The sequence below is a fragment of the Sodalis sp. C49 genome, assembly GCF_046352915.1.
In the GTDB taxonomy this organism is placed as follows: Bacteria; Pseudomonadota; Gammaproteobacteria; order Enterobacterales; family Enterobacteriaceae; genus Acerihabitans.
This window is the reverse complement of the sequence record NZ_CP163303.1, coordinates 1,069,068-1,089,401: the sequence shown is the minus strand read 5'-3', so window position 1 is coordinate 1,089,401 and position 20,334 is coordinate 1,069,068. Positions and strand designations below refer to the sequence as shown.

16 protein-coding genes are annotated in these 20,334 nt (G+C 57.7%); 11 read left to right on the top strand and 5 right to left on the bottom strand.

Going from position 1 to position 20,334, the window contains the following annotated elements; genetic code table 11:
* Position 1: 1 nt before the first annotated feature.
* The 3 genes from ABUK12_RS04790 to ABUK12_RS04780 all read left to right on the top strand — a co-directional run bounded on the left by ABUK12_RS04790 (position 2) and on the right by ABUK12_RS04780 (position 4,148).
* Complete coding sequence (locus tag ABUK12_RS04790; RefSeq protein WP_410015206.1) at positions 2–1,489, top strand: FGGY family carbohydrate kinase; 1,488 nt, start codon at positions 2–4, stop codon at positions 1,487–1,489.
* A gap of 19 nt (positions 1,490–1,508) precedes the next feature.
* A complete protein-coding gene (locus ABUK12_RS04785) occupies positions 1,509–2,936 on the top strand; it encodes an L-fucose/L-arabinose isomerase family protein (protein WP_410015205.1) in 1,428 nt (475 codons plus the stop codon).
* 159 nt (positions 2,937–3,095) lie between these two features.
* Positions 3,096–4,148 (top strand): alpha/beta hydrolase family protein, encoded by a 1,053-nt coding sequence (locus tag ABUK12_RS04780; RefSeq protein WP_410016554.1) that lies wholly within the window; start codon positions 3,096–3,098, stop codon positions 4,146–4,148.
* Here the strand turns inward: ABUK12_RS04780 and ABUK12_RS04775 are convergent.
* Both ABUK12_RS04775 and ABUK12_RS04770 read right to left on the bottom strand, forming a co-directional pair.
* Positions 4,102–5,130 carry a helix-turn-helix domain-containing protein gene (locus tag ABUK12_RS04775; protein WP_410015204.1) on the bottom strand — a complete coding sequence of 343 codons (1,029 nt, stop codon included), beginning with the start codon at positions 5,128–5,130 and terminating at the stop codon, positions 4,102–4,104. The two genes, ABUK12_RS04780 and ABUK12_RS04775, sit on opposite strands and share 47 nt — an antisense overlap.
* Positions 5,131–5,206: 76 nt before the next feature.
* Positions 5,207–6,151 (bottom strand): sugar-binding transcriptional regulator, encoded by a 945-nt coding sequence (locus ABUK12_RS04770; RefSeq protein WP_410015203.1) that lies wholly within the window; start codon positions 6,149–6,151, stop codon positions 5,207–5,209.
* 291 nt (positions 6,152–6,442) lie between these two features.
* Here ABUK12_RS04770 and ABUK12_RS04765 point away from each other — a divergent pair, with 291 nt between their 5' ends.
* The 4 genes from ABUK12_RS04765 to yciH all read left to right on the top strand — a co-directional run bounded on the left by ABUK12_RS04765 (position 6,443) and on the right by yciH (position 9,073).
* Positions 6,443–6,748: a LapA family protein gene (locus tag ABUK12_RS04765; RefSeq protein WP_410015202.1), complete on the top strand. Its 306-nt coding sequence runs from the start codon at positions 6,443–6,445 to the stop codon at positions 6,746–6,748.
* 6 nt (positions 6,749–6,754) lie between these two features.
* The gene (gene lapB / locus ABUK12_RS04760; protein WP_410015201.1) at positions 6,755–7,924 is read left to right on the top strand and encodes a lipopolysaccharide assembly protein LapB; all 1,170 of its coding nucleotides are present in this window, start codon (positions 6,755–6,757) and stop codon (positions 7,922–7,924) included.
* 100 nt (positions 7,925–8,024) lie between these two features.
* Positions 8,025–8,750 carry an orotidine-5'-phosphate decarboxylase gene (gene pyrF, locus ABUK12_RS04755; protein ID WP_410015200.1) on the top strand — a complete coding sequence of 242 codons (726 nt, stop codon included), beginning with the start codon at positions 8,025–8,027 and terminating at the stop codon, positions 8,748–8,750.
* On the top strand, positions 8,747–9,073 hold the full coding sequence (gene yciH / locus ABUK12_RS04750; protein WP_410016553.1) for a stress response translation initiation inhibitor YciH: 327 nt from the start codon (positions 8,747–8,749) through the stop codon (positions 9,071–9,073). Before pyrF ends, yciH begins: the two co-directional genes overlap by 4 nt.
* A 159-nt stretch (positions 9,074–9,232) precedes the next feature.
* On the opposite strand, the gene osmB is transcribed toward yciH, so the two are convergent.
* Entirely contained in the window at positions 9,233–9,451 is a 219-nt protein-coding gene (osmB, locus tag ABUK12_RS04745; RefSeq protein WP_410015199.1) for an osmotically-inducible lipoprotein OsmB, read from the bottom strand.
* 235 nt (positions 9,452–9,686) lie between these two features.
* Here osmB and araD point away from each other — a divergent pair, with 235 nt between their 5' ends.
* The 3 genes from araD (at position 9,687) to ABUK12_RS04730 (ending at position 13,949) form a co-directional block, all read left to right on the top strand.
* The gene (araD, locus tag ABUK12_RS04740) at positions 9,687–10,382 is read left to right on the top strand and encodes an L-ribulose-5-phosphate 4-epimerase (RefSeq protein ID WP_410015198.1); all 696 of its coding nucleotides are present in this window, start codon (positions 9,687–9,689) and stop codon (positions 10,380–10,382) included.
* Between the two features lie 537 nt (positions 10,383–10,919).
* Positions 10,920–11,936 (top strand): 2-keto-3-deoxygluconate transporter, encoded by a 1,017-nt coding sequence (gene kdgT, locus ABUK12_RS04735; protein ID WP_410015197.1) that lies wholly within the window; start codon positions 10,920–10,922, stop codon positions 11,934–11,936.
* A 408-nt stretch (positions 11,937–12,344) separates the two neighbouring features.
* The gene (locus ABUK12_RS04730) at positions 12,345–13,949 is read left to right on the top strand and encodes a TcdA/TcdB catalytic glycosyltransferase domain-containing protein (protein ID WP_410015196.1); all 1,605 of its coding nucleotides are present in this window, start codon (positions 12,345–12,347) and stop codon (positions 13,947–13,949) included.
* A gap of 74 nt (positions 13,950–14,023) precedes the next feature.
* Here the strand turns inward: ABUK12_RS04730 and ABUK12_RS04725 are convergent, their stop codons facing one another.
* Together ABUK12_RS04725 and ABUK12_RS04720 are read right to left on the bottom strand one after the other, a co-directional pair.
* The gene (locus tag ABUK12_RS04725; RefSeq protein WP_410015195.1) at positions 14,024–15,964 is read right to left on the bottom strand and encodes an exoribonuclease II; all 1,941 of its coding nucleotides are present in this window, start codon (positions 15,962–15,964) and stop codon (positions 14,024–14,026) included.
* Positions 15,965–16,112: 148 nt separating this feature from the next.
* A complete protein-coding gene (locus ABUK12_RS04720; RefSeq protein WP_410015194.1) occupies positions 16,113–18,419 on the bottom strand; it encodes an FdhF/YdeP family oxidoreductase in 2,307 nt (768 codons plus the stop codon).
* Between the two features lie 274 nt (positions 18,420–18,693).
* On the opposite strand from ABUK12_RS04720, the gene ABUK12_RS04715 reads away from it, so the two are divergent.
* Positions 18,694–20,292 (top strand): PTS transporter subunit EIIC, encoded by a 1,599-nt coding sequence (locus tag ABUK12_RS04715; RefSeq protein ID WP_410015193.1) that lies wholly within the window; start codon positions 18,694–18,696, stop codon positions 20,290–20,292.
* Positions 20,293–20,334: the final 42 nt, after the last annotated feature.

The window sequence follows — 20,334 nt, the reverse complement described above, 5'->3', positions numbered from 1 at the left end:
GATGACGACGCCCATCATCCTCGCCATTGACGAGGGCACCACCAACGCCAAGGCGATTGCCGTCGATCGCGCGGGGGCGATCCTCGCTAAGGCGGCGGTTCCCCTGGTTCTTTACCATCCCCGGCCGGGCTGGGCCGAACAGGATCCCATGGCCATCTGGCAGGCGGTCTGCCAGGCGGTGGCCGCTTGCCTGGCGCAGGTCCCCGACGCGCTGGTAAGCGCGGTGGCCGTCAGCAATCAGCGCGAGTCGGTGATGATTTGGGAGCGGGCCTCCGGCGAGCCCCTGACGCCGGTCGTCAGCTGGCAGTGCCGGCGCTCGCAGGATTTTTGCCGCGAGCTGGCCGCAAGCGAACACGCATCGCTGATTTACCAGCTCACCGGGTTGCCCATCGACCCGCTGTTCCCCGCCGCGAAAATCCGCGGCATGCTGGCCGCGCTGCCGCAAGGCGTGGAACGCGCCGCCCGCGGAGAACTGTGCGTCGGCACGGTGGATGCCTGGCTGAACTGGCAACTGACCGGCGGCCTGGCGTTCAGCACTGATTACGCCAACGCTTCCCGCACCCAATTATTCAATATCCACGAGCGCCGCTGGGATGAAAGGCTGCTGGCGATTTTTTCGATACCCGCCGCCTGCCTGCCGGCGGTTAAACCTTCGGCGGCGGTGCACGGCCATACCCGCGCCGGACAGGTACCCGGACTGGCGCAAGGCATTCCCGTCGCCGCCCTGATCGGCGATTCCCACGCCGCGCTCTATGGCCAGGGCGGCAACCAGGCCGGCGACGTCAAGGCCACCTATGGCACCGGCTCATCCCTGATGCTGGCGGTGGACGCCGTCGGCGCCGGTGGGGAAGGGTTAAGCGCCACCGTGGCCTGGCATGACGGCGAAATCCGGTATGCGCTCGAAGGCAATATTACCCACACCGGCGCCGGGCTTTCCTGGGTGGCGCAACTGCTCGGCGTGACGTCGCTGACGCGGCTGTCCGAGATGGCCTTAAGCCCGGCGGGCAACCAGGGCGTGTTTTTTGTCCCGGCGCTGTCCGGCCTGGGCGCGCCCTACTGGGACAGCCGGGCGCGCGGCCTGATCTGCGGGCTGACCGATGCCGCCACGCCGGACGTCCTGGCGCGGGCCGGGCTGGAATCCATCGCCTATCAGGTCGCCGATGTGTTTTTTGCCATGGAACGGGCCGCCGGAAGACGGCTGCCGGCCTTGCGGGTGGACGGCGGCGCCACGCAAAACCGCTGGCTGATGCAGTTCCAGGCCGATTTATTGCAGCGCCGGCTGATCCGCAATCTGAACGCCGAGGTATCGGCGCTGGGCGCCGCCTACCTGGCGGGCAGGACGCTGGGCTGGTGGCCTGATAACCAACATATCGCGGCGTTGCCCCGAGAAGTGGAATACATCGAACCGCGCGCCGAGACCGCGGAGATGCGCGAGAACTATATCCTCTGGCAAACGGCCGTCGCGCGCGCCCGTTATCAGCCGGACTAACCCTATCTGGAGTAAAGCAATGTCGACAAAAATAATTGAAAATCTGACCCTGGCCGTGATCGTCGGCAATCGGGGATTTTTTCCCAGCTATCTGGTGACGGAGGCGCGTCGCGACGCGGCGGCGGTATTCGAGCGCTTGGGCATCAATATCGTCTGGCTGGACGAAACCCAAAGCAAACTGGGCGGAGTGGAAACCTGGCAGGACGCCAAGGCCTGCGCGCAGCTGTTTCGCCAGCGACGCGACGACATTCACGGCGTGGTGGTGCTGCTGCCCAACTTCGGCGACGAAAAAGCGGTGGCGGACGCGATTCGCCTGTCGGGGCTGACCGTGCCGGTGCTGATCCAGGCCGAGCAGGACAGTCTGGATAAAATGGGGCTGGCAACCCGGCGCGACAGTTTCTGCGGCAAGATTTCGCTGTGCAACAATCTGCGCCAGTGCGGCATTCCGTTTACCCTGACCCAACGCCATGTCTGTACCGTGGCGGGCGACGCGTTTGCCCAGGACCTGCGTCAGTTTACCCAGCTTTGCCGGCTGGTACACGCCATGAAAGGCGTGCGTATCGGCGCCATCGGCGCGCGTCCCGCCGCCTTCAACACCGTGCGCTACAGTGAAAAATTGCTGGAGCGCATGAACGTCTCGGTGGAAACGCTGGATTTATCCGAAATTTTTACCCGCGTCGGCAACCTGGCCGATAACGACCTGCGGGTGGGAGAAAAGCTGGCGCTGTTAAAAGACAACGCGGATACCGGCGCCATTCCCCCGGAAAAACTGCATACCATGGCGAAGCTGTTCGTGGTGATAAGCGAATGGGTGCAGGCGAATGATATCGACACCACCGCCATCCAGTGCTGGACGTCGTTGCAGGAAAATCTCGGCATCAACGTGTGCTCCATCATGAGCGTCATGTCGGGGCAGTTGATGCCCAGCGCCTGCGAAGTGGACGTGATGGGGGCGCTGTCGATGTACGCGCTGGCCAGCTGTTCGCTGTCGCCCGCCTCCATCGCCGACTGGAATAATAACTTCGGCGATGAGCAGGACAAATGCGTGCTGTTCCACTGCGGCAACTTCCCCAGTGAAAGCCTGGAAAACCCGGCCATGGGCACGGCGGACATTATCGGCACAACCGTCGGCTGCGAAAATACCTGCGGCGCGGTGCATGGGCGCATGAAGGCCGGCCCCTTGACCTATTTCCGTCTGTCGTCGGATGATTTTACCGGTAAGGTCCGGGCTTACGTCGGTGAAGGCTCGGTGGTGAACGATCCGCTTGATACCGTCGGCTGTCGCGCGGTGGTACAAATCCCGGCCATGGAACCGTTGCTGCGCCATATTTGCGAGCAGGGCTTCGAGCACCATGTGGCCATGAACCATTCGGCCACCGCGGCGGTGCTGCATGAAGCCTTTACCAAGTATTTGGGCATAGAGTGTTACTGGCATGCCAGACCCTAACTCACCACCGGCTGGGCAGGGAGGCCCGGCGATGGCCGGACGTTAGGAAAGGGTAATAAAATAATCATAATTCACGACCTCGATCGTGTTCCGGGGCGCCCTGATACCGAACTTCATAATATAACTGCGGCACAATTCATCACCGCAGGGTCATTAATGATGTTCATCAGAGGGTTTCTTTTATTGTCTGCTTTGCTGTTGTGTATACAGGTGCAAGCAGCCCCGGGCTTTCGTCAGCTACCGTTGTCGGACCAGAAGGGGGACGCGCTGAATGTGGCGGTGTGGTATCCGGTTTCTTCCGCGGGAATAACGGAATCGGCCGGGGATAATCCCGCTTTCATCGGCGTTGCCGTCATCCGCAATGCGCCGCCCGCGCCAGGCGCACACCCTCTCCTGGTTATTTCACACGGTTACAATGGCAACTGGCGGAATTTGTCCTGGATTGCCGCGGCCATGGCGGCGCAGGGATATATTGTCGCCGCCCCGGATCATCCGGGGACCACCACCTTTAATCAGAATCCTGCAGACGCTAAACAGCTGTGGCGGCGTCCGCGCGATCTCACTGCGGTTATCGACGCTGTCATTCACTCTCCCGGACTGTTCGGGGCAACGGACAAAGACCGGATTGCCGCGTTGGGGCATTCCCTGGGAGGATGGACCGTCATGTCGCTGGCGGGGGCACGCTTTGACCCTGCCCGGTTTTTGCACGACTGCCGGCAACACCCACAACGGGGCGACTGCCGGTTAACGGACAAGCTGGGCATCGATGAAGCGTTGTCGCAGGAAAAATTATCTGCAGATCACCGGGATGCAAGAATCAGAGCCGTCGTGTCTCTCGATCTCGGACTGGCCCCCGGGTTTACCCCCCGCAGTCTGCATGATATTAGCCTGCCTGTCCTGATCCTCGCGGCCCAGATGGACCAGCTGGCGGCGTTGCCAGCCGAAGAGGAATCAGGGTACCTTGCCGCCGCAATGCGTCCGCAATGGAGACAATTCGACATCATTGATGGGGCTACCCATTTCAGTTTTATGTCGTTGTGCAAGCCCGGCGCTGAAACGCTTATCAATGAAGAATCCCCTGGCGATGGCATCGTCTGCCGGGACGGTAGCGGAGCAAGCAGGTCTGGTATTCATCAGGCGCTGGTGGGTAAGATCAGTGCATTTCTCAATGCGTCGCTTGATTATCATGCGCCCGCTGGCGAAACACCGTAGGAGACACGCCGGAAACCCGCTGAAATTCGCGGTTAAAATTAGATTTAGTCATAAATCCTGACTCCAGCATGATATCCGTAACGGGCATCGGGGTGCTTAGCAGCAGTTCCTTTGCCCGTTCAACCCTGAAACCGTTGATCCACTGCGATACGTTGCACTGACTTATCGCATTTACCGCACCTGAAAGCTGCCGCGCGGGCACACCTGTTTTCCTGGCCAGAAGACTGAGTGTGAGATCGGGATTGAGGTAGATTTGCGATTCACGCACCTGTTTCTCCAGCAGGCGATATAGTCCCGCCAGTTCTCCCGCGGGTAGCACGGCGCGTGCGGGTGGCGTTGCTTCCCGGGCAGCCGATCCGGATAGCGCCGCCGTACTTCTCGCACTGACAATGGCAGCCCCGATAAGCGGCAGCAGCATGACCTGAAAAATAACAACCATAACAGGAGCCTGTTTGCCGCCGGTGATGCTGAAGTCAAATGACACCGCAAGATCTGTCAGCGCGGATAGGCACAGGAAGCAGCCGGCGAAAAAAGCCATCCTTGTGGTATGCGATGACTCGCCCAGTCGGCTCAGCGTGAAGTTATGCTCTCCCTGCCATGCCATACGCAACAAGCTGCATCCGTAGCCGGCAAATAGCATAAACAAGATAAAATCTGTCGCTGCCGGCCAGAATATCCTGATAAAAAAGGCGAGGGTAGCAGGGACGAACAGCAGTAGCCAATGACGTTGCCTGTTGATTTCAGTCATTGAGATGAAGCTGTGCCAGGCGACAGGCGGCAAAAGCAGCGCCAGCCCCGACTGGATATTCCTCAGCATGGCGGAATGATATTCCCAGCGCAGCGTACTTACAGACAGGAGGACTATGCAGGCAACCAGGAAACGTAGCGTACCGCCGTGGCGTTGTTTTTTAGGAAACAGCGCCAGTGCCAGTAAGAAAAGCAGCGCGGATACAGTAATGACGGGAAAGGGAATAGAAAGCATGGCGGCGGCACCACAACAGAAAGTTACCGGGAATATTTACACACATCGGGCCACGGGGCAATGACGCGCCCGCGGGCTATACCAGCTGTTCCGCCACCAGGCGATCCGTTATCAGCACATCGATATACCGTCCTTCCAGCGCGCCCTTAATCGCGGCGACCTTTTCCTGTCCGCCGGCCAGCGCCACCACCCGCGAGCATTGCCGCACCTGCGGCAGCGGCATGCCGATGACAGGATCCTCGTCGTCCTCGAGCACCGCCTCGCCCCGGGCGTTGAAATAATGCAGGCAGATATCGCCCACCGCGCCGCGCTCCGCCAGCAGGCGCAGCATCTTTTCGTGATAATAGTTGCCGGAATTCATCAACAGCTGCGACGGCTCCAGGGCGCCGATGCCGACCAGCGCCACGTCCACCTCGCCGAACTTGGCCACTACATCCGCCACCTCGCTACTGTTGACCAGCCGCATACGGTCCTCCACCGAGCGCTCGATACTTTGCGCCGGCAAAAGATAGGCCTTGCAGTTGAGCTGATCGGCCAACAGCTGGGTGAGCAGGGTGGCCTGAACGTTGCCGTTGGGGCCGACACCGCCCAGCAGTTGGATAACGCCGCTCGCCTTGACCGCCAGAGGATGAAGGTTGTCCACCATTTCCCGCAGCGTGCTGCTCCACGACGAAATGCCCACCAGGTCGTCCGGCCGGATGCTGGTCTGCATATAATGCGCCGCGGCGGAACCGATGGCCTGCTTGATTTGCTGCGCCCCGGCGTTATCGGGCACATCCACCACGATGGCCTGGTCGATGCCGTAGCGCTGCTGAATGGCCGACTCCAGGCCCATAAACATATTCGGCGGTTGCACCACGCTGATTTTCACCACGCCGTCCTTGATGCAGCGGGTGATGGCGCGGGAAACGAAGGATTGCGACAAATGCAGGGCGGCGGCGATATCCGCCTGTTTTTTATTTTCCGTGTAATATAACGTCGCAATTTTAACCAATAAACGCTGTTCGTCTTGTCTGGACATGCGGCGTTCTCCAACGGGTCCCTTTCATGCTTACATTTTTATGCATAACTGAATAAATAACAAGCTGTGCATGATCTTGCGGTTGGGTTTTCTGCCGGCGGCACCTATAGTTTTAAGACCGGCTTCATGAATCGGGCAGGCGCAGACGGTTTCCAGGAAGGTCGGCAACAGATAATGCCGTTATGTTGTCTACAGCATTTCCTTCGTAACGCGGGAAATGCTAATTTATACCATCTTGGCGCCGGTTTATGGACGCGGCCCATCCGAATAACGTGGTTTGCGGGAAAAAATGTGAAATATGCTCTGATATTTTTGCTGGTTCTGGTGATTTTTATTATTTCTTTCACCTTTGGAGCCCATAACGATCAGGTCGTTACCTTTAATTATTTACTGGCCCAGGGGCAATACCGGGTATCTACGTTGCTGACGGTCCTGTTTGCGATGGGATTTATCCTCGGCTGGGTGATCTGCGGCCTGTTTTACCTGCGCGTGCGTCTGGCCTTGTTGCGCGCCGATCGCAAAATCAAGCGTCTGGAGCAGCGGCCGGCGGCCGGCGCCGACATCGCCACGACCGTACCCACAGCCGCGAAGGAATAACCGGTTATGCTAGAGCTGCTGTTTCTGTTGTTGCCCGTGGCGGCCGCATACGGCTGGTACATGGGGCGCAGGAGCGCGCAGCAGGATAAACAACAGGATGCCAACCGCCTGTCGCGCGAATATGTCGCCGGGGTCAATTTCCTGCTGTCCAACCAGCAGGATAAGGCGGTGGACCTGTTCCTGGATATGCTCAAGGAAGACAGTAACGCCGTGGAGGCCCATCTGACGCTGGGCAATCTCTTCCGCTCGCGCGGCGAAGTGGATCGCGCCATCCGTATTCACCAGGCGTTGATGGAAAGCACCGCCCTGAGTTTTGAACAGCGCCTGCTGGCCATCCAGCAACTGGGCCGGGATTACATGGCGGCGGGTTTTTACGATCGCGCCGAGGAAATGTTCAACCAGCTTATCGAGGAAGAAGATTTCCGCACCGGCGCCTTGCAGCAACTACTGCAAATTTACCAGGCCACCAGCGAATGGACCAAAGCCATAGAAACGGCCGAAAAGCTGGTCAAGCTGGGTAAGGATCACCGGCGCATCGAAGTTGCCCATTTTTATTGCGAACTGGCCCTGCAGGCCATGGGCAGCGACGATCTGGATAAAGCCATGGCGTTGCTGAAAAAAGGCGCGGCGGCCGATAAAAACTGCGCGCGGGTGTCCATCATGATGGCGCGTATTTTTATGGCGCGGGAGGATTACCCGGCGGCGGTGGCCGTATTGCAACGGGTGCTGGATCAGGATAAAGAGATGGTCAGCGAAACCCTGCCGATCCTCCAGACCTGCTACCAGCATCTGGATCAGCCGCAGGCCTGGGCCGATTACCTGCGGCGCTGCGTCGAGCTCAATACCGGCGCGGCGGCTGAGCTGCTGCTGGCCGACGTCATTGAGCAAAACGATGGCACCGAGGTCACCCAGATCTATATCAACCAACAGCTGCGCCAGCATCCCACCATGCGCATGTTCCACCGCTTGATGGATTTCCATCTTAACGAGGCGGAAGACGGCCGGGCCAAGGAGAGCCTGCAGGTGCTGCGCGATATGGTCGGCGAGCAAATCCGCACCAAACCCCGCTATCGCTGCATAAAATGCGGTTTTACCTCCCACAGCCTTTACTGGCATTGCCCTTCCTGTAAATCCTGGGCCTCCATCAAGCCGATTCGCGGCCTCGACGAGCAATAAGCCGGCCTTGACGGCTAGGCATTTGCCCCGGCGGCAGGTAACATATCGCCATAAATCAAGGCTGCCCCGCTAAGGCATTACATTATTAAAGGTTCTCGTCATGACAAGCGATCTTATATCAACCCCCTCGCCGGTGATCGTCGCCCTGGATTATGCCGACCGCGGGCAGGCGCTCTCCTTTGCCGACCAGGTTTCCCCCCGCGAGTGCCGCCTGAAAATCGGCAAGGAAATGTTTACCCGGTTTGGCCCCGAGCTGGTGCGCGAACTGCGGCGCCGGGGATTTGATGTTTTTCTCGACCTGAAATTCCATGACATCCCCAATACCGTGGCCAAGGCAGTGGCGGCGGCGGCGGAGCTCGGCGTGTGGATGGTAAATGTCCATGCCTGCGGCGGCGAGCGTATGATGAGCGCGGCCAAAGAGGCGCTTGCGCCCTATGGCGACCAGGCGCCGCTGCTTATCGCCGTCACCGTGCTGACCAGCATGGCCGATGCGGATCTGGCCGGCCTGGGCATTCCTTATACCGCCGCCGACTATGCCGGGCGCCTGGCCGAGCTGACGCAACGCTGCCATCTGGACGGCGTGGTCTGTTCGGCCATGGAGGCGGCGGCGTTTAAAGCCCGTTTCGGCCGCGATTTTCGCCTGGTGACGCCGGGCATACGCCCGCAGGGCAGCGACGCCTCCGATCAGCGGCGCATCATGACGCCACTGCAGGCCCGGCGCGCCGGGGTGGATTATATGGTCATCGGCCGCCCCATAACCCAAGCCGCCGATCCGGCCGCCGCGCTGCAGGCCATTTTACGCCAATTGCAAACGGGAGAAGCCTGATGGACGACAACAGCCGGTTGGTTTATTCCACCGACCGCGGGCGCATCGACGACCCGCCACAGACCGCTCCGCGCCCCGCCGGGGACGGTATCGTACGTATCCAGCGCCAGACCAGCGGCAGGAAAGGCAAGGGGGTATGCCTGATCACCGGGCTTGCGGGGGACGATAACGCCCTGGCCCTGCTTGCCGCCGAGCTGAAGAAAAAATGCGGCTGCGGCGGCGCGGTTAAACAAGGGGTTATCGAAATCCAGGGCGATAAACGGGAGTTATTAAAACAATTGCTGGAAGCGAAGGGACTGAAGGTAAAACTGGCCGGAGGCTAGCATCGGCGGATGACGGTGATGCGCGGCGGCAGGCTATGCCGGCGGCTGGCGAGGATTACGCCAAAAACGCGCGCCTGACTACGGCGGTCATACCGGCGCCGACGGCGCCGGGAACGCGTCCCTCAATGGGGGATGAAGCTTTACCCGTCCGTGAGGGTATTAATGAACCTGATGGCCGATAATACCGCCGACCGCGGCGCCGCCTACCGTGCCCAGTCCGCTGCCATTGGTGAGCACCGCGCCGCCCAGGGCGCCGGCGCCCGCGCCGATGGCGGTGTTACGGTCACGTTTTGACCAGTTTGAGCAGGAACTTAGCGACAAGGCGAGGGTGACCGCTAATACTGCGGCGGCAATACGTTTTGTTGAATTATTCGTCATCGTCAACTTCTCCATAGGTGTCAATAATAAGTATTTATTATAGTACCGACTCGGTTGTTTAGCTTGTATTGCTATAAATAAAGTCATTCGCTATGACGGGGCCGAAAGCGGACCGGTCAGGGCACGCTAAAACGGGGCAATAGCAGAAGACAACCGGATCTTCAGCCGTTTTGACCATACCGGTGGCGTCCGGCTGCCGGGACAATGTCCTCATGGCGTTTCTGAGGACAACACAATGCTTAACGAATTAAAAGAACAGGTTCTGGCGGCCAATCTGGCTTTGCCGCGCCATCATCTGGTGACCTTCACCTGGGGCAATGTCAGCGCGGTCGATCGCGGGCAGGGGCTAATGGTGATCAAACCCTCCGGCGTCGGTTATGAAGCCATGACCCGCGACGATATGGTGGTGGTGGAGCTGGAGACCGGGCGCGTGGTCGAAGGCGGCAAAAAGCCGTCATCGGACACCGATACCCACCGGGTGCTTTATCTTGAGTTCGCCGGCATCGGCGGCATTGTCCATACCCACTCCCGCCATGCCACCATCTGGGCCCAGTCCGGCCTGGATATCCCCGCCTGGGGCACCACCCATGCGGATTATTTTTATGGCGCCATCCCCTGCACCCGTTTGATGACGGAGGCGGAAATCCAGGGACGTTATGAATGGGAAACCGGCCGCGTGATTGTCGAAACGTTTAAAACGCGCGCCATCGAACCCACCGCCATCCCGGCCGTGCTGGTCAACTCCCACGGTCCGTTCGCCTGGGGCAAAGATGCTGATACGGCGGTGCATAACGCCGTGGTGTTGGAGGAGGTGGCCTATATGGGTATTTTCTCGCGTCAGTTGACGCCGCAACTGCCGGCCATGCAGCCGGAATTACTGGATAAGCATTATCTGCGTAAACATGGCAAGAATGCCTATTACGGTCAATAGCCCTGCTTTACGACACCCGCTTGGTCCCTGGTGATTAATTAACCATTGGCGGAGTGGGTGTTATCATTATTGTATTTAAATTAATTAATATAATAATTATTGTTTTATATACGTATATAATCCGCATTATTTTTCACTTCGGCTAAATACTCTCCTCAGGCTTTTTGTCAAGCGCCATGCTTTCCCCTCCCTGGTGTTATTGATGCGCAGCGCCGCGCCGCGCCGTTGTCTACACTTAGCCCGGAAAACCCGCGCCAGCCGGCGCGACGCCTTGCCGCGCCGGCTGGCAGATAGTTATCTTTACCAGAACGATGGCGGAAACGTGATCTTCATCTCATTTTGAAACCTTATATCCATTCAATTAAAATGATCTTCTTTTAAAAAAGAAACATTGTTTCATTTTATGCTCCAGATCACTGTATTACAGGATGTAACCGGTTACTTTAACGCTCAACTGACCCCGTCAATGAATGGGGCATGGCCACGGAACGGCGCCCTACGACTCATGGGAATACTTCGAACTTAGGTGGAATCACGATGCAAATCAAACGTGCAATTGACAAAATCCCTGGTGGTATGATGCTCGTGCCGTTATTTATCGGCGCGTTATGTCATACTTTTGCCCCGGACGCGGGTAAATATTTCGGATCATTTACCAACGGCCTGATCTCCGGCACCGTGCCTATTCTGGCGGTGTGGTTTTTCTGCATGGGAGCGTCAATTAAACTCAGCGCCACCGGCACCGTTTTGCGTAAATCCGGTACGCTGGTGGTAACCAAAATCGCCGTTGCCTGGGTGGTCGCCGCGGTAGCGTCACGTTTACTGCCGGCCAACGGCGTGGAAATCGGCTTCTTTGCCGGCTTATCCACCCTGGCGCTGGTCGCCTCCATGGATATGACCAATGGCGGGCTGTACGCCTCCATAATGCAGCAATACGGCACTAAGGAAGAGTCGGGGGCATTTGTCCTGATGTCGCTGGAATCCGGCCCGTTGATGACCATGATTATTTTGGGCACCGCCGGTATCGCTTCTTTCGAGCCGCATGTGTTCGTCGGCGCGGTGCTGCCGTTCCTGATTGGGTTTGCCCTGGGCAACCTGGACCCGGAGCTGCGGGATTTCTTCAGCAAAGCGGTGCAGACGCTGATCCCGTTCTTCGCCTTCGCACTCGGCAATACCATTAACCTGAACGTCATCGCGCAAACCGGCCTGCTGGGCGTGCTGCTGGGCGTTTCGGTGATTATCATCACCGGTATTCCGCTGATCCTGGCCGATAAGTTTATCGGCGGCGGCGACGGTACCGCGGGTATTGCCGCCTCCAGTTCCGCCGGGGCCGCGGTGGCCACGCCGGTGCTGATTGCCGAAATGGTGCCGGCCTTTAAGCCGATGGCGCCGGCGGCAACCGCGCTGGTGGCCACCTCGGTGATTGTTACCTCAATACTCGTGCCGATTATCACCGCGCTGTATTCCAAACGCGTGAGAAAAGGCCATGTCAGCCTGATGGATGAAGAACTGGCCGCGCAGGCCGCGCTGAAATCCAATGCCGCCGAAAGATAACGCTGACGATGAGCAGTAGCAAATAAAAATCCCCGCTGGTGAAGTGAACCCCGAAAGTTGGACACCCAACGAGTAGGGGTTTTTGCTTATGGGGCAAAATAAAATGCCGGAGATACGACAACGTTTTTTCCGGTGTTAGCCGTATACAGGCGCAGGCGAGTCGCCCACATTCCGTTTAGCCGGGTGGTGCGAGTGTCGGTTTGAGAATAAAACCCAGGTACTTAAATCCACCTTGTTTATATTATATTGAAATATTCGTGATGGATTTTGTTATTATCTGCCGGATTTTAAATCTACTGCGCAAGTATAGTAAGAGTAACATTATTTATTACCTGCATTCTTTTATCATAAACAGAAAGCCGATTTTTAATGGACTTTTTTCTTTTTATTTTTTTATGGATAAAAAAGTTGATTACCTTATCATATATCTCCAATGAATTATTTCCATTACGGCATGAAAGCACTGATTTTGGCGAGAAGGGCGATTATTATCAGGCACTGAACCTGTGGAAAAGTGAAGCCCGGAACGGCTTTGGGGAACGTCGCGATATAGCGGCTGACATAATAAAAAACTGCATCGAGACGGGCAGCGTGACGTTGAATTTAAGCGGTCTTAACTTAACCAGTCTGCCGGTTTTACCACCGCATATCGAAGAGCTCAATGTTGGTAATAATGTACTGAAAACATTGCCTTCTTTTCCAGATACATTGAAGATACTCAAAGCCAGCCAAAACAGGCTTATGACGTTTCCCGCAATTGCGTCGGGATCATCATTGGAAGAGTTATATTTAGCGGATAACTTCATTAAAATAAAACCACAATCCGCAGGTTCGCTGCAACATCTTGACCTTAGCAACAATCCACTCTGTTTTGTTATCCCAAAAATTATCCATCATATTTGGTTGGGTGACGCACCTTTTCCTTATGAAGCGATGATAAATCTTGTACGAAATGTAGACTTAAATCCTGATTATGTCATTAAGCTATGGGTTGATAATCCTAAGCGCACGCACTCGGAACTGATGACCGTCGGATTAACATCAGCGATCTTTGCTCGTGTTGAGATTTTGAGGTACTCGGCACCCTATGAACTTGAAGCTATAATTTTAAGAGAATGCGCGGATACCCCCTATAAGAATTACGCAGCGGCGTCTGATGTTTTGCGCTTGTCCGTACTCAGGGATTTTGGCGGTATCTATATGGATGTTGACATTGCTTTGAGCGAATCTTTGGGCGACATATTAATTGATAATCAGTTTGGGCAACCTGCGGTAGATTCACTCTTCAAATATGATAGTGTGACTACGTCTGATGACGATTTTAAGGTGGGTGTAATCAACGGTGTTATTGCTGCCCTTAAAGACGCCAAGGATATCGATTTTCTCTTGGAAGCAATAAAAGCTGTTTACACAGGCAAAGAGTTTACATTGGGACCTAATAAAACAAAATTAATGGATTTTTTTAAGCATTTTTGGAGTGGTTATTCTGGCGACAACAGTCTAACCGCACAAATAAAAGTTAGGGAAATTTTACGTACGCAAGAAAAATTGAATGGATCAGCCAAGTTAGAAGCATTAAATCTGTTAGATGAAACAGAGAAAAATAAACGACTGGAAGCATTGAGTAATTATAATAGAAATTTATTCAGCGATGATGCCGATTTTGCGAATATCACATGGGGCCTTAAGCGGGAACGAGCGCTGGTGAGATATACAGGTACTTTAATTTTTACGGGACCCCTATTACTTTTCCTATATCTGAACAATGAAAAACCGGGTGATCTTATACCTGCTAATTTACAGCAAGACCCCAAAAATGGTTTTCACAGTGTTAGGAAATTCATTAAGACTGATATTTTTGGGAAAATAGAGGACCCGTTTGGTAAATGGATTGCAGATGAAAATGGTAAGGGTGGCCGCGTGGAACATCCTATGGGTAGATGGACGCAAAAAAATAACGACACGGGTGACTGGATCGCTCCCGCCATGCATGGCTGGATCACTGACATCTAACGGCAAATACTGCCCGTCCCATCTGTTTATCAAACCAACCGGGGAGGCGTAAGCCTCCCTGAATTATTACGCCATCAAACCGGGCGGGCTATCACCGAACGGGTTTCCTGGCGCACTTCCGCCACGGTCACCTCAATGGTGTCTCCCTGGCGGTAGCGCTCCTCGCCCTTCACCTGCACGGTGCCGGTTTCCTGGCTGCACACCAGTTCATCGCGCACGCTGTGGATAAAGGGCGCCGGGATAAACGCCACCGCGCCGTTCTCAATAAGCCGCACGCGCATGCCGCCGCGCGAGACATCGATGATTTCAGCGCTATAGCGGGTATCGCTGCCGGCTTTACCCGCCAGGTAACGGGCATAGAGCCAGTCGCCCACATCACGTTCCGCCATGCGGTTTAGGCGGCGGCGTTCGGACATCTGCACGGTAATCTCTTCCGACGGCCGCACGGCGCTGCCCTGGCTTATCAACGCCTTTAGCAGGCGGTGGTTGATCATATCGCCGTATTTACGGATAGGCGACGTCCAGGTGGCATAGGCGTCCAGCCCCAGGCCGAAATGCGGGCCGGGTTCGGTGCTGATTTCCGCGTAGGTCTGGAAACGGCGCACGCGGCTGTCAAGGTAGGAAGTCGGCATGGCGTCCAGCCGGCGGCGCAGGGCGCAAAAGCCCGGCAGCGTCAGCAGGGTGGCGGCGTCGGCCTCGACATCATTGGCGGCGAGGATCGCCACCGCCTGATCCACCAGGGTCTCGTCAAAGCCGTTATGCACGTTGTACACGCCATAACCCAGGCCATCGCGCAGCACGCGCGCGGCGCAGACGTTGGCCGCGATCATCGCTTCCTCGACCATGCGGTTGGCGATGCGCCGCGGTTCAATCTGTATGGACAATACGTCGCCTTTATCATCGAGGACAAAACGATAGTCGGGACGATCCTTGAAGACCAGCGCATGGGCCTGGCGCCAGGCGGCGCGGGCCAGACAGGCGCGCTGCAGCAACCGGATCTGTCCGGCGATGGCCGGATTGCCGGGCTGCCATGCGCTGTTGCCTTCCGCCTCCAGCCAGTCGGAGACATCGTCATAGGCCAGCTTGGCTTTCGATTCTATCCAGGCGGCAAAAAAGCGCGGTTCGTCGCCAAGGGAGCCATCGCCGTTAATGACGACGCGGCAGGCCAGCGCGGGACGGCGTTCGTTGGGACGCAGCGAACACACATTATCGGACAGATCGCGCGGCAGCATCGGGATATTGAATCCCGGCAGATAATTGGTGAACGCGCGTTCCCGGGCAATCAGGTCAAGCTTGCTATCGGCCTTGACATAGGCCGTCGGATCGGCGATGGCGATAGTCATCACCAGCGCGTCGCCTTCGCCCGCCTCGACATACAGCGCGTCATCCATATCTTCGGTGCTGGCGCTGTCGATGGTGATAAAATCCAGCGCGGTTAAATCTTCGCGCGGCAGGTTGTCGTCGTCCAGCACCAGCCCTGCGGGCATCGGGGGCGCCTCGCGCTCCAGGTTATGCCGGGCGAGGGTGACCCACCAGGGGGCGAAATGGTCGTCGCCGACGGTCACCAGTTGGGTGATCTCGGCATAAAATTGCCGGTCGCCCTTAAGCGGGTGGCGGCGCATTTCCGCCACCGCCCAATCGCCGGTCTGGAACGCATGCTCCACGCCGCGCACCGGGCGGCAGGGGATGACTTCACGGATCAGCGGATGGTTCGGCACGATGGACAGGCGGTCGTCCTTGAGCTGTACGCGGCCGACAAAGCGCGACAGGAACGGCTCCACCAGTTCTTCCGGCTCGACAATTTCCCGGTCTTTTTCAGAGCGCACAGTGGCGGTGATCCGATCGCCGTGCATGACTTTTTTCATGAACGGCGGCGGAATGAAATAGCTTTTTTGAGCATCGACTTCAAGGAAGCCAAACCCTTTCTCAGTGCCTTTGACCACGCCTTCGACACGCGGCGTCTGAGAGTGAAGTTGCTGTTTTAGCTGTGCGAGCAGCGGGTTATCTTGAAACATAATGTCCAGAAATAAGAAGGTAAAAAGGCTTCAATAACGGCAGACAGTTTTACGCGAATCGGCCGGCGGCGGCAAGTATAACCACCCGCTTGCCGATGAAAAAAGCCGCCCGCGCGGACGGCGGGCGGGTTGAGCGGCGAAAACAGGATTAAATAATGCGCGCGTCGGCGGCCACCGGGCTGCGTACCAAACGCACCGGCACCGATTTGGAGGTCGGGGTATGGGTGCCGTCGCCAAAACTCGACAGCGGCACCAGCGGATTGGTTTCGGGATAATAGGCGGCGAGGTTGCCGCGCGGGATATCGTAGCTTATCGCCTTGAATCCGCAGACTTTACGGTCGACGCCGTCGTGCCATAGCGTTTCGATATCCACCCGGTCGCCGTCGACCAGTCCCAGCGTCGCCAGATCCTCCGGATTGACAAACACCACGTCCCGCTGGCCGTAAACGCCGCGATAACGATCGTCCATACCGTAAATGGTGGTGTTGTACTGGTCGTGCGAACGCAGGGTCTGTAAGGTAAAAGGCGCCGTCCGTGCGCCGATTTGCGGGAACAGCGTGTCCGGCAGTGCGGCGGCGCTGAAATGCGCCTTGCCGTCGGGAGTGTTGAAACGCAGTTCGGCGGCGGCGTTGCCCAGGTAAAAGCCCCCCGGTTGTTCGCAGCGGCGGTTAAAATCGGCAAACCCGGGCAGGGTGGCCTCGATATGATCGCGGATCAGATTATAATCGCCCGCCAGCCGCGGCCAGTCGAGTTTTTCGCCGCCGAGTACCGCGTGGGCGATGCCGGCGACAATGGCGGTTTCCGAGCGCTGCAGCCCGGAGATCGGCGGGTTTACCCCTTCCGAGGCATGCACCATGCTAAAGGAATCTTCCACCGTGACGTACTGGCTGCCGGTGGCCTGCATATCCCGTTCGGTACGGCCCAGGGTTGGCAGGATCAGCGCGTCGGCGCCGGTAATCAGATGGCTGCGGTTGAGTTTGGTGGCGATATGCACCGTCAGGGCGCAGCGCCGGATCGCCTGCTCGGTGCGCGCGCTATCGGGCGCCGCCGCCGCCAGGTTGCCGCCGAGCGCAATCAGCACCCTAATTTCGCCGCGCAGCATGGCTTCCAGCGCCTCGACGGTGCTGTGGCCGGGCGCGCGCGGCGGCGTGAAGTCAAAATGCGCCGCCAGGCTGTCGAGCATGGCGGCGGAGGGCTTTTCATCAATGCCCATGGTGCGGTTGCCCTGCACATTGCTGTGGCCGCGTACCGGGCACAGGCCGGCACCCGGCTTGCCCAACTGGCCGAACAACAGCTGCAGGTTGACGATTTCCCGTACCGTGGCCACCGAATGTTTATGCTGGGTCACGCCCATCGCCCAGGTGCAGATCACCCGTTCGGCCCGGCGGTAGATGTCCGCCGCTTCCCGCAACTGCTGTTCACTCAGGCCGGACTGGCGGGTAATGTGCTCCCACGTGGTGGCGTCCACCGCCGCCAGGTAGGCTTCTACACCCTGGGTATGCGCCTGGATAAAGTCAGCGGCAAACAGCCCCGGCTGGTTGTCCGCCAGGCGCCGGCGATGGGTTTCCAGCAATGCCTTGACCATGCCGCGCACCGCCGCCATATCACCGCCCAGGTTGGGCTGGAAATAGCGCGAGCTGATGCGTCCTGATTTGGGCGTCAGCAGTTCCAACGGGTTTTGCGGGTCGGCAAAGCGTTCCAGGCCGCGTTCGCGCAGGGTATTGAACGTGACGATACTGGCGCCGCGGTCGGCGGCGTGGCGCAGGCTGTGCAGCATGCGCGGATGGTTGGTGCCCGGATTCTGGCCAAAGACAAAAATGGCGTCCGCCTGCTCGAAGTCATTGAGGTGGATGGTGCCCTTGCCGACGCCGATACTGTGTTTCAGGCCGGTGCCGCTGGCCTCGTGGCACATATTGGAGCAGTCGGGAAAATTGTTGGTGCCGAACATGCGGCCGAACAGCTGGTAAAGATAGGAGGCTTCATTACTGGCGCGCCCGGAGGTGTAAAGCTCCAGCTGATTGGGATGGTCCAGTGCGCGCAGATGCTGCGCTATCAGGGCAAACGCGTCTTCCCAGCTTACCGGCGCGTAACGATCGGTCTGGGCATCGTAACGCAGCGGCTGGGTCAGCCGGCCCTGGTATTCGAGGAAATAATCGCTTTGCCGATACAGGGCGCTGACACTGTGTTGGGCAAAAAAAGCCGCGTCCAGCCCTTTGCGCGTGGCTTCCCAACTGACCGCCTTGGCGCCGTTTTCACAAAAACTGAAGGTACTGGTATTGTCGTCGCCCCAGGCGCAGCCGGGACAGTCGAACCCTTTGGATTTATTGACCCGCAACAGGTTACGGATATTTTTAAAGGCTTGTTTACTGTCGAAGACATAACGGGTGGTGGCTTCCAGGGAGCCCCAGCCGCCCGCGGCGCCGGTATAGGGTTTTATCGCAGGTTTAAATTTCATTATGGGTATTCGCAGGTGAATGATACGGGCTGAATGTTAAATAATCTTTAACGCCTTGCTCTTATGAAGTTAAGTTTAAGCGGTTCGGTATGTTGCGTCTAATCGAATGCGGTTATCGCAGCATAGAGCGGAACTATGGCGATCGCGGGGGCGGTCAGGGGGTGGTTATTTGTGATCCCGCTCTAAATTCCGCTCATCGGGCCGCGTTGCGGGCTGACGGCGGCGCAGGTTGACGCATAATTAACCTCTTGATGACACAACGAGATTACCCCGTATGAAAGACCTAGCCAGCCAAATCCACGGATTTGGCAAAGCGTTAATGATGCCGATTTCGGTTATCGCCGCCGCCGGTATTTTCCTCGGGCTGGCGGCGGCAATGCAGAATCCGGCGGTTACCGGCGAGGCGTTCGCCAATCTGCATTATCCGCAACTGGTTATCGGGTTTATCCGCCAGGTGGCGGGCGCCGTGTTCGCCAATCTGCCGCTGTTTTTCGCCGTGGCCAGCGCCATTGGCCTTGCCAAGGCGGAAAAACCCACCGCGGCTTTCGCCGCCGTGATCGGGTTTATCGCCATGCATGTCGGCGTCAGCGCCAGCCTGGCGGCGCAGGGCCTGACCGCCGCCACCACAACGGTGCCGGCCTTGACCGCGCACGGCATGGCCCAGAATGCGGCGTTGGTCTATTCCGCCGAATTTATTCCGATGCTGGGTATTTTTACCTATAACATGAGCGTGTTGGGCGGGGTGATCGCCGGGCTTATCACCGTGGCGCTGCATAATCGTTTTTATACCCAGGTATTGCCGACGGCGATCGGTTTTTTCGGCGGCCGACGGTTTGTACCTATCGTGACAGTGGTGGTGTTGCCGCTGGTGGGGCTCGGCCTGTCGTTTATCTGGCCCACCGTGGGCGCGGGCATTGCCTGGGTCGGCCAGCTGATTGGCAAAAGCGGCCAGTACGGTATGTTTTTATATGGCTTCGGCGAACGCCTGCTGATCCCGACCGGCCTGCATCATATTCTTAACGAGACCGTGCGTTTTACCCCCATCGGCGGCATGACGACGGTGGATAACCAGACCATCGTCGGCGCGCTGAATATCTTTAATACCGCGCTGACCCATCCCGGGCTGCTGAGCGATCAGGTGGTGCGCGACGCCACCCGTTTCCTGGCGCAGGGCAAGATCCCGGTAATGATGTTCGGCCTGCCCGGCGCGGCCCTGGCGATGTATCACTGCGCACGTCCCGAACATAAAAAACGCGTCAAGGCGCTGATGATGGCGGGCATGCTGGCGTCGTTCACCACCGGCATTACCGAACCGCTGGAGTTTTGCTTTATCTTCGTGTCGCCGGTGCTGTACTTGCTGCACGCCGCGCTGAGCGGCCTGTCGTTTATGCTGATGGATATACTGCAGGTGATGATCGGCAACGTGCAGGGCGGCGCCATCGATCTGGTGGTTTTCGGCATTCTGGGCGGGGCGAAAACCCACTGGTGGTATCCGGTGATGCTGGGGGTAATCTACTTTCCTCTTTATTATTATATTTTCCGGCTGGTCATCATCCGCATGCGGGTGGAAACGCCGGGACGCGAGGCCGAGGAAGTGGAGGAACCGGCGCGTAAGGCGGTGAGCGCCGATGAGCGCGCCGGGAATATTATCACCGGTTTGGGCGGCCAGCCGAATATCGCTGACGTCGATTGTTGTTTTACCCGTCTGCGGGTGCGGGTGAAGGATATGCGCCTGGTGATCGACCGCACGCTGATGCTGACCGGCGCCAGCGGCGTGAAGCGCGTCAGCGCTAACGATGTCCAGGTTATTTATGGGCCGCAGGTGGAAAAAATCGCCCAGGACGTCAAGACCTCGCTGGGCGTGAATACCTGAGGGCCGTCCGGTGCTATTGCCGGAGGCGGGCCGCCGGCGCGG